The organism is Flexistipes sp., assembly GCF_036172515.1.
Lineage (GTDB): Bacteria > Chrysiogenota > Deferribacteres > Deferribacterales > Flexistipitaceae > Flexistipes.
This window is the reverse complement of record NZ_JAXKVW010000018.1, coordinates 26,921-37,199: the sequence shown is the minus strand read 5'-3', so window position 1 is coordinate 37,199 and position 10,279 is coordinate 26,921. Positions and strand designations below refer to the sequence as shown.

The 10,279-nt window shown below is 38.1% G+C and carries 9 protein-coding genes; 4 read left to right on the top strand and 5 right to left on the bottom strand.

Annotated elements, in window-relative coordinates; translation table 11 throughout:
- Positions 1-175: 175 nt before the first annotated feature.
- From UMU13_RS10520 to UMU13_RS10510, 3 genes are all read left to right on the top strand, one after another.
- Positions 176-319 (top strand): hypothetical protein, encoded by a 144-nt coding sequence (locus UMU13_RS10520; RefSeq protein WP_328219000.1) that lies wholly within the window; start codon positions 176-178, stop codon positions 317-319.
- Between the two features lie 172 nt (positions 320-491).
- On the top strand, positions 492-1,376 hold the full coding sequence (locus tag UMU13_RS10515; protein WP_328218998.1) for a transposase: 885 nt from the start codon (positions 492-494) through the stop codon (positions 1,374-1,376).
- Between the two features lie 184 nt (positions 1,377-1,560).
- Entirely contained in the window at positions 1,561-2,871 is a 1,311-nt protein-coding gene (locus UMU13_RS10510) for an ATP-binding protein (protein WP_328218996.1), read from the top strand.
- Positions 2,872-3,018: 147 nt separating this feature from the next.
- On the opposite strand, the gene UMU13_RS10505 is transcribed toward UMU13_RS10510, so the two are convergent.
- The 3 genes from UMU13_RS10505 to prxU all read right to left on the bottom strand — a co-directional run bounded on the left by UMU13_RS10505 (position 3,019) and on the right by prxU (position 5,858).
- Positions 3,019-3,585, bottom strand: coding sequence for a flavodoxin family protein (locus UMU13_RS10505; protein WP_328218995.1), 567 nt, complete (start codon positions 3,583-3,585; stop codon positions 3,019-3,021).
- Between the two features lie 420 nt (positions 3,586-4,005).
- Positions 4,006-4,395 carry a VOC family protein gene (locus UMU13_RS10500; protein ID WP_328218994.1) on the bottom strand — a complete coding sequence of 130 codons (390 nt, stop codon included), beginning with the start codon at positions 4,393-4,395 and terminating at the stop codon, positions 4,006-4,008.
- Positions 4,396-5,150: 755 nt separating this feature from the next.
- Positions 5,151-5,858, bottom strand: a complete 708-nt coding sequence (gene prxU / locus UMU13_RS10495; RefSeq protein ID WP_328218993.1) for a thioredoxin-dependent peroxiredoxin — start codon at positions 5,856-5,858, stop codon at positions 5,151-5,153.
- Between the two features lie 192 nt (positions 5,859-6,050).
- On the opposite strand from prxU, the gene UMU13_RS10490 reads away from it, so the two are divergent.
- Entirely contained in the window at positions 6,051-7,658 is a 1,608-nt protein-coding gene (locus tag UMU13_RS10490; protein ID WP_328218992.1) for a peptide chain release factor 3, read from the top strand.
- A gap of 309 nt (positions 7,659-7,967) precedes the next feature.
- On the opposite strand, the gene UMU13_RS10485 is transcribed toward UMU13_RS10490, so the two are convergent.
- Positions 7,968-9,332 carry a dihydrolipoyl dehydrogenase family protein gene (locus UMU13_RS10485; RefSeq protein ID WP_328218991.1) on the bottom strand — a complete coding sequence of 455 codons (1,365 nt, stop codon included), beginning with the start codon at positions 9,330-9,332 and terminating at the stop codon, positions 7,968-7,970.
- Between the two features lie 3 nt (positions 9,333-9,335).
- Positions 9,336-9,791, bottom strand: a complete 456-nt coding sequence (locus tag UMU13_RS10480) for a MarR family winged helix-turn-helix transcriptional regulator (RefSeq protein WP_328218990.1) — start codon at positions 9,789-9,791, stop codon at positions 9,336-9,338.
- Positions 9,792-10,279: the final 488 nt, after the last annotated feature.

Below are 10,279 nucleotides of genomic sequence, written 5' to 3'. Positions count from 1 at the left end.
ATTAAAAGCCTGGAAATTTTAATTTAATGCTGGCTCTCCTTCTGGAATTGACTGGCTCTCAGTTCCGGAAGGGTGGCTCAGTTCATAACGGACACCTGGCTCTATCAAGCCGGAATATGCAGCTGTAATAACGGGAAGAAGGCGGGTTGGTAAAACCAGACTGATTCAAAAATTCGTGGAAGATAAAAATGCTATTTATTTTGTTGTTTCAAGGAAGGATGAGCATCTTTTGTGTGAAGAGTTTGTCGATATTGTTCAAAAACAAACGAATGTAAAATTTTTCGGAAGAAGGAAATGGGGACAGGTAAATAATACTTGACATGGTAGCAATAAGTGCTAAGATTTAAGTGATGGCTTTAGAAAACGTGAGCGTGAATGTGGAAGTAAATGACGGTTGATTGAGTTGGGACGATAGGAAAGGTAGTTAAATGGAAAGAAATACAAGTAAGAAGAAAATATATTGGTATGGTTGAAGCATTTGAGGAGTTGATATGGCAAGGACAAAACGGTTCAAAATTAACGGTGATATTGGATATTATCATGTGATTTCCCGGACAGTGGGCGGAGAGTTTTTATTAGGTGATGTTGAAAAAGAAAAGCTTTTGTCTGTGATAAAACAGTTCAGTTCTCTGTATTTTGTAAGTGTCATTGGCTATTGTATAATGGACAACCACTTTCATCTTCTCGTAAAAACTTCATCAGTGGAAGATATCGATAATGAAGAACTTAAAGAACGATTATCCCGCCACAATAAAAATATACCGGATGAAATCACGGAATCTGAAATAATAAAATATAAAGAGAAGCTGACTGACATATCTGAGTATGTAAAATCGATAAAAATGACGTTTTCCAGATGGTACAACAAAAAGAACAACCGAAAGGGTTATTTCTGGGGAGACAGATTTAAGAGTGTACTGGTGGAAAGCGGGGAAAGTCTTTTGAATATGCTTGCCTACATTGATTTAAACCCTGTGCGTGCAAAGATTTGCAGAAAACCTGAAGAATACAGATGGTGCAGTTTTTCCCATGGGCTAGCGAAACCTTCCGATGATTTATTAAGTTTTGAAGGTACAGAGACTGATAGTTTTAATGATTATGTGTCGTTTGTTTATGGAGTAGGCAAACTTAAGAAAAAGACAGAGAAGGGTAAAGAGAAAGGTAGAATAAGTGATGAAGCAGATGCGGCGGTAAATATCTGGCATCACAAGGTGAGATATTTCACAGATACGCTTGTGATAGGCTCCAAAGGTTTTATAGAATATGCATATAAAACGTTTGATGATAAAATAAGCAAGAAGGAACGTAAGGCACACAAAGTCCCTATAGATTTGCCATATCAACTTTATTCGATACAACGATTGAATTCTGTTTAATATTGGGAAATTCGAAAGAAAAAATCAAATGAAGTTAGTTAAGCAATACTGCTGCTGTTTTAAAACTTATGAATCCACACCCACACTTCGTAAGTGTGAGAATGGTTACTTTGGAAAATGCCTTGATATTTTTGCTTTATTACTGTAACATATATTACAGTAACAAACATTACGGAGATGGATTGTGCGGTTTTATGGTAGAAAATCAGAGCTATCAGACTTAAATAATTCATACAGACTATCTGCTGTAAATTCCCAAATGGCTGTAATAACAGGAAGAAGGCGGGTTGGTAAAACCAGACTGATTCAAAAATTCGTGGAAGATAAAAGTGCTATTTATTTTGTTGTTTCAAGGAAAGATGAGCATCTTTTGTGTGAGGAGTTTGTCGATATTGTTCAAAAACAAACGAATGTAAAATTTTTCGGAAAAATAGAAAGGTTTCATGATTTTTTTGAATTTCTGCTGGAGAATTTTAAGGATAAAAACTTTGTAATAGTTTTTGATGAAATTCAGGAATTCAAATACATAAATCCATCTGTGTATAGTGAAATTCAAAAACTTTGGGATATGTACAAAGATTCTGCATCATTGCAACTGATTTTTTCCGGCTCCGTTTATTCTATGATGAAAGATATTTTTGAAAATTCCAAAGAGCCACTGTTTGGCAGAGCATCTTTAAAAATTAATCTAACCCCTTTTGACATAAAAACACTTAAGGATATTTATTCGAGCAATGTAGATAAAACTGATAACTTTGATTTTTTTGCCTTTTACGCTATTACCGGCGGTGTTCCTAAGTACGTTGAATATTTTGTTGACAGGAAAATATTTAGTTTTGATGCAATTATCAATGAAATTTTCCGGGAGAACTCTTTTTTCGTTGAAGAAGGTAAAACCACTTTAATAGAAGAATTTGGAAAAGAGTATACTACTTATTTCTCCATACTGTCTTTGATAGCTTCATCTAAAACCAGCCGCAGTGAAATAGAGAGTATTCTGGAAAAAGATGTGGGCGGTTTTCTACAGCGCCTTGAGAAAGATTTTTGTATTATTAAAAAGATAAAGCCGGTTTTTAGCAAACCTAACAGCAGAGTTCAAAAGTATGCAATTGAAGATAATTTTTTGAGCTTTTGGTTTCGCTTTATCTACAAATACAACAGTGCAGTGGAAATAGGTAATTATGAATACTTAAAAGATGTTGTCAGACGTGACTTTAATTCGTATGCAGGTAAAATTTTGGAGAAATATTTCAGAGCCAAGCTGACTATGGAAAGAAACTTTAATATCATCGGAAATTATTGGGAAAAAGGAAATAAAAACGAGATTGATATTGTTGGAGTCAATGATTATGAGAAGCTGCTTTTTTTTGCAGAAGTTAAGCTGGACTCAAAGAAAGCTTCTTTGGATGAATTAAAAGAAAAATCACAAAAAATTATCAGAAAATTCAATGATTATAAAGTGGAGTATCGTATTTATTCACTGCATGATTTATAACATCCATCCAAATATGAAGAAATAGTTGAAGGGAAAAATGGAGGCAGGTAAATTATTTCCTATAAATCAATTTATTTGATTTTAGCCTGTTTAAATACCAGAGTGTAATACCATCACTTACACTTACGAAGTGTAAGGTAATACTGGCTAACCGGCAATTTTTTGGGCAAAGTCAATGCTCTGCTGTTTAATATCTTTGCCAAGAGCTTCGGGAGTGGTGCAGCGACCGATATACAATTCACCTGCGCTGATAGATTTGTGAGGTTTTTGCATACGCCTGAACGCATCAATCATTCCTTCGGCATTGTTTTCATAAGGCCCTGCTCCGGTTACCAAAAGAGCTGTACTTTTTCCTTCTAACAAAGAGATATGACCAGGCTGGTGATAATTGGCATACAAACTGTAAGTTCTGTCAATTACATTTTTTATTTGCGCCGAAAAACCCCAAAAATATATTGGGGATGCATAAACCACCAAGTCGGAATCAAGCATTTTCTCTAAAATAGGAATTACATCATCATTTTGAACACAGCCTATCTCACTACTCTTTTCCTTACATTTTTTACATGCAAGACATCCATTCAGATTTTTTGAACTCAAATAAATATTGTCAACACTGTGCCCCAAAGATTCCAGTTCACTCTGAACCCAAGCCAGCACTTTTGCTGTGTTTCCATTTTTTCTGGCACTGCCCTGTAACGCTGCGATTTTCATACTAACCTTCTTTGTCGCTATTTTTCTTAGCAATTAAATATCACTTACTATCTTAAGGGTCAAGCTTGAAACAAGTTGTGGAATTTTTTACTGTTTTCCCGTGATTTTGGATACATTTTTTCGGGGCAAATATCAATAAAGAGAAAGAAAAACAGGAAATCCCGATATCTGCAAGAAAAGATTGTAATAAGACGTTGGGAGAAATTCACACCTGATATTAGCTCCCCTTCCGGAATCAATTGGCTCTCAGTTTCGGAAGGGTGGCTCAATCCATAATGGACACCTGGCTCTCTTGAACCGAAATATTCAATAATCGGCGGCGCTGTTGAATTTTTACTTTACCTATAAGGAATTGAAACCAGATAATACAAGGATTTCCGTTCACTTTATCTCCACTTCTCTCAATGCAGTTCAGCTTTTTTATCTGGACAATTCCCGCAGTTCTATGCCCAAGCCATCCGGATCCCGGATTTCCGCTCTTTTTGTTTTTCCCATATCAACCGGGCCCCAAGTAATTTCAATTCCCTGATTTTGCAGATAGTTTACCGCCTCGTCCATGTCGTCCACTTCCAAAGCCATCATCCTGTATCCCACCTGCCATTTACTAGCAGAAGGATCGTCCGGATCTTCCACAGATAAAAGCTCCAACATGGTATCTGAAAGTTTCAAATAAATGATCTCTTGCAGGGGCGGTACATTTACCGACTGTCTGAGCCAAGTTTCAAAGCCCAGTATCCCTTGATAAAATTGCAGTGTACGCTCCATATTAGAGGGTACAATTTCCACATGGTCAATCCTGCGAAACAACATATAAATTCTCCTTATATTAGTTTTGCCGCAAAGTGCGAGAAAAACTGATTAATCAAGCTTGAACTTTCACATCAGGAGTAAAAATCAAAAAGCATTTACCAAAAATTTGTCAAAAGCCAAAAAAAATCAACCGGAGTTATTAGTTTTCTGAGTGATAAAAATTGTTTTTTTTGGCTTGCTAAACAACTCCTCAAACTACCTTATAAGTAAAGTATTTAAGGATAGTCAGAGTGTCAATGCAAAATCTTGAAGAGACAAAAAGGGACATGCAAATTATGATTGAACAATTAAAGGAGAATGGGTAGAGAGTGAGGACAGGTAAATAATGCTTGATTCCCTACCTTTTGGGGAAACTCTCCAACTCTAATTTGAGCCTGCACTGAAAAGGTTAATAATATTAAAAATAAAAAACTTAAGATTAAACCAGCAGATTTCTTCATAACTACTCCCTTTTTGCGGTCTCACATTTTACAACCAATTATAACAGATACATGTTTTAATATTCAAAAATATTATTGGTGAAAAAAGGTGACAAGTAAATTATACTTTAAAATTCCCAACTGGCTGTAGTAACAGAAAAAAGGCTGATTGGTAAAACCAGGCTGGTTCGAAAATTTATGGATAAATGGGAACAGAAAAACAATACATACCTTATAATGATTTGTAACAAAGCATTATTCATTCTGGTGGTTAGTGCTATTGTTCATAAAAAGTATGCCGGAAGCTATTTTTCAAACTTCCGGCATAAAATAAATTCACTTATTTACTTTCCAAACTTTATAAACCTTACCGACAAGATCCGGACCTGGCTTTAGCGTAGCTTCTCCCGGATTCCAGCCTGCAGGACAAGCTTCTGCACCTTTGCTCTCTCTAACTTTCTGAAAGGCATGAATCTGCCTTATTGTTTCATCTATTTTTCTACCCACCGGTGGAGTAAGAACTTCCATAGCCTGAATTACCCCATCAGGATCAATGATGAATCTTCCTCTCACATCCACACCTGCTTCCTCATCATAAACGCCATAAATGCGTCCCAAGTGACCACCAGCGTCAGAAATCATAGGAAATGGGATATCACCTTCTATCATATGTGATAACTCTTCCTCATCCCAAATTTTGTGAACAAAAATACTGTCTACACTAGCTGTCAGAACTTCAACCCCCAGCTTTTGTAATTCATCAAATTTGTCTGCAACTGCAGACAGTTCTGTCGGTCAGACAAAAGTAAAATCTCCCGGATAAAAGCAAAGGAGAAGCCACTTTCCTGCATAATCACTCAATTTTACTGTATCAAACTTGCCTTTAAAATAAACAGGAGCTTCAAAATCCGGAGCTTTTTTACCAACTCTTACTGTTTCCATAACATTTTCCTCCTTCTGGACAGTTTCCCTATTCTCTTCCTTGTCGCTGTTTCCAAAAACTTTTCCGATAGGTCTTGCACAACCTTCTGGTATTTTGGACATAAAATTCACCTCCTATAACCAATGTTAGCATATGCCAAAAATATTTCAACAGAAAGAATAAAGTAATAGATAAAGAATTTATTTACTTTATTATTATAAGAAGAAAAAACAAATCCCTTGCATAATCTTCCGAACTTTCTTAGAATCCGCCTCTATTTTTGAAAATAATTATTAATTTTAAAGGTTGTTGTCATGAATGAATCAAATGTTATGAAGTCCGAAATTAACAGACGAAGGACTTTTGCTATTATATCCCACCCGGATGCCGGAAAAACCACATTAACGGAAAAGTTACTGTTGTATGGTGGAGCGCTGGATTTGGCAGGCTCAGTGACAGCCAAGAAAAAACAGAGGGAAACGTCTTCTGACTGGATGGAATTGGAAAAAAAGCGTGGAATCTCAGTTTCTTCAACAGTTTTGCAGTTTGAATATAACGGATATCGCTTCAATCTGCTGGATACACCGGGTCACAAAGATTTTTCAGAGGATACTTACCGTGTGCTGATGGCAGTGGATGCGGTGGTCATGGTTATTGACGCAGGTAAAGGTATTGAATCTCAAACGTTAAAGCTTTTTGAGGTTTGCCGTCAGCGCGGTGTCCCAATTTTTACTTTTATGAACAAAATGGACCGGCCGGCAAAATCACCCCTGGAGTTGATTGATCAACTGGAAAGTGTATTAAATATTCATGCATATCCTATAAACTGGCCTTTGGAAAGCGGGCCCTTTTTCAAAGGTGTATATGACCGTTTGAAAAGCGAGGTACATCTGTTTGAGAAGACTCCGGGAGGGGCATACAGGGCGCCGGTATCTGTCAGAGATCTTACTGATAAGCAGGTTAAGGATGTGATTTCTGAAGATGCATATTCTGAAATTCTGGAAGAGCTGGAAATGCTGGATATTGCCCATGAAAAATTCGACCTTGAAGCAGTTCACGAAGGGCAGATGACGCCGGTGTTTTTCGGCAGTGCCACAAATAATTTTGGTATAGAGCTGTTGTTGGAAAGATTTTTGGAATTCTCCCAACCTCCTGCTCCCCGAAAAGCCGGTGGTGAAACTGTCCCGCTGGAAGGCCCGTTCTTTTCCGGTTTTGTATTTAAAATTCAAACCAACATGAACCCCAAACACCGGGATAGAATGGTATTTATCAGGGTTTGTTCCGGAAAATTTGAAAGGGATATGATGGTAACAAATAGCCGGACAGAAAGAAATGTCCGCCTTTCCAACACACATAATCTTTTTGGACAGCAAAGAGAGACGCTGGATGAAGCATATGCCGGTGATGTTATCAGCTGTATAACAAATGCTGATTTGCGTATCGGTGACACCTTAAGCACAAAAAAGGGTTTGGCATTTAATGAAATACCACGGTTTGCTCCGGAATGTTTCGCTTATCTTGTTAATCATTCCCCTTCTGCTCAAAAAGCATTTCGTAAAGGGCTGGATCATCTCCTGGCTGAGGATATTGTACAGTCTTTCTGGCCGGCGCAGGAACAAAGTCCGATTCCGTTGCTGGGAGCAGTTGGAACACTTCAATTTGACGTTTTACAGTACCGGATGAAAAATGAATACGGAGTGGAAACAACGCTTGATGTAAAACCGTGGACAGCTCTACGCTGGGTGGATCCTTCTGTCTCAGAAGAAACAGTGAAAAAAGTGATCTCCTATGATTCAGCTTATGGAGAGGATGACTGCGGACGAATGGTAATACTATTCAGAAACAACTGGTCACTGCAGTATTTTGCAGAAAAAAACAAAGACATCATTTTGCACAGCTCACCTGCAGCATTGCCTGAATAGTTTTTTGAGCCAGTGGGTGTAATTTTGAAGGGAAAAACTGAAAAATTGTAAAAATTACGGGGCAGAGAATACAGATGCTCCACCCCAAGACCTTTGAATAACTCAGGAAGCGCGGCTTTAGCCGGGCAAGCGTTCTTTTGAAATTCAGTATTCACAGGCCTGCGGGACTAAAGTAATGTATCCCACTAGCATCGGTCGAAGACCGATAAATTTGTGATACACAATATATTTACCAGCCTCCGGCTGGTGCTACCCACTTCCTAAAACATGGAAAAACAAATTATTCAAAGGTCTTACCCCGCAAAACTGTTAAGTATCTATACCTGTTGAAGCAAGGTCGGCCAAAGGCTCTGCATATGTTGGGTGGGCAAACATAGTAGCAGCTATATCTTTAACATTAAGCCTGTTCTGAACAGCCGTCACCATCTGATGGATGTTTTCTGTGGCATGCTTCCCATAAAAAGTTGCACCTGCTACAGTATCAGAATCTTTATAAACAAAAATTTTCATTACCCCCACTTCAGATCTTTCAACCACAGGTCTTCCTTTCATTATACCAGGCACATAGAGCTCTTTTACATGTTCATCCTCTTTTACTATTCCCGTTGAGCCGATTTCAGGATCAGTAAAAACAACACGCGGAACAGCCCTCTCATCCAGTTTTTCACTGCGGGGATTTAAAATATTGTTAGCAGCCACCCTTCCCTCATAACTAGCAGAGTGTGCATACATGTTACCGCCTATAACATCGCCCACAGCATAAATGTTTTCACAGGTAGTCCTCAAATATTCATCCACTACTATGAAGTTTTTGTCTGTTTGAATGCCGGCTGCATCCAGATTCACTTCTGCAGTAAGAGGTATTCTTCCCGTGCTGATTAATACTTTGTCAAATTTTTCCACAAGCTCAGCATCTTTATACTTGGCTTTAACAATTCCATCTTCCACATCCAAAGATTCCAACATAGTCCCGGTTTCCACGCTCACGCCTTTACTTTTAAGATTTTCCTTCAGTGCATCTGTAACATCTTTGTCTTCACAGGGTAGTAAGCTGTCCATCGCCTCAACGATTTTTATCTTTGTACCGAAACTGCTGTAAAGGGTTGCAAACTCACATCCAATAGCTCCGCCACCGATAACTAACATTCTCTCCGGGAGATCGGTATTCAGCAGTAGCTGATCACTATTTAAAATATATGTGCCGTCAAAATCGGCAAAAGGAAGCCGTGCAGAGGTGGAACCTGTGGCAATAATAATATAATCTGCTTCTAAGGTTTCCGTTTCTCCATTGCCTCTATCCACAAATACTTCTTTTTCGCTTTTCAAACTGCCTTTACCAAATGAAAAATCAAGTCCTGAGCCATCCATCATACTGCCCATGCCTTCAGAAAGCATATTGACTGTCTCATAAACGGAAGATTTAATCTTATTCAAATCAATATCACCCGGTTTAATATCAAGACCGAACTCACCGGCTGTATGGGCATTCCTATAAATTGCAGCAGTTTTTAAGTACCCTTTTGTGGGCATACATCCACTATTAAGACATACACCTCCGAAATGCTGTCTGCTGAGAGCCACCACACATACAGATTTTCCCTGTGCTTTCAGATTAAGCGCAGCCTCAAGTCCTCCGGGACCGGAGCCTATTACCACAACATCGTACTTTTTCATAATTCACTCCTTTTCGCTGATATTATCAATTATTCTGTCGAGAAATTCGTTAAAAAGTTCCCGCTCACTCTTTGTCAAAGTTTCCAAAATATTATCCTGAATGGTCTCTAAATTGATATCCATTTCACGACCTAATTTTTCACCCCTATCGGTAAGATAATATTTACAATATCTTTTATCTTCTTTATCCCGGTTTCTGTAAACCAAGCCGTCTCTCTCCATTCTTTTGAGGGTGTTTGCCAAAGTAGGCTGTTCAACTCTAACCCGCTCACAAAGCTCCTTTTGGCTCAACCCGTTATTTTCCCACAGGAAAGTAAGCACAATAAATTGTCCCTGAGTAATCCCATAAGGCTCAATCAATCTGTTGAGTTCCATAAAACCGGTTCTGGTGACAAAATGCAATTTATAGCAGATCGAACGTTTCTTAGGGTTAAACATCATAATCTCCAAAAGCCGCACAATACATAGCATGCTATATATTGTCAATATATTTTCTTGGCGTCCTCCCATTTTTTAGAGCTAAGACAATACGCAGATATTGTTAGTACATAGATAGAGATCCCTCGGCTTCGCTCGGGATGACATAAATTGTTGTCTAACATCCGCCTTGGGCGGATAAATAGAATGTAAACATATTTACCAGTCTAAAAGACTGGTGCTAGCCGCAGGCATTCTTTCGAACAAAGTGAGAAATCTCTGCCATATGAAACGGCATAACGAATAAATATACAACTGTGCTTAATGTTGAGATATCTTCATGCGTGAAAATCCCGATATTTAGATAAACTATTGTCAAGTAGCACAAGTGCAAAAATTTTGGGAGGTTGCTAATATTTTCAGATTTAAGTCACGTTTTTAGATTAAAAATAAGGAATCTCTAAAGAAAGTTTTAGATAGATGGTAATTTAAAAAGGCGGGATATTTTATCCCGCCAAACTTTTAGTTGA

Bases quoted from the DNA above. Each gene is read 5' to 3' on its own strand.
- UMU13_RS10485 (WP_328218991.1), bottom strand. From the start codon at position 9,332: ATGAAAAAGTACGATGTTGTGGTAATAGGCTCCGGTCCCGGAGGACTT.
- UMU13_RS10500 (WP_328218994.1), bottom strand. From the start codon at position 4,395: ATGTTGTTTCGCAGGATTGACCATGTGGAAATTGTACCCTCTAATATG.
- UMU13_RS10490 (WP_328218992.1), top strand. From the start codon at position 6,051: ATGAATGAATCAAATGTTATGAAGTCCGAAATTAACAGACGAAGGACT.
- UMU13_RS10515 (WP_328218998.1), top strand. From the start codon at position 492: ATGGCAAGGACAAAACGGTTCAAAATTAACGGTGATATTGGATATTAT.
- UMU13_RS10505 (WP_328218995.1), bottom strand. From the start codon at position 3,585: ATGAAAATCGCAGCGTTACAGGGCAGTGCCAGAAAAAATGGAAACACA.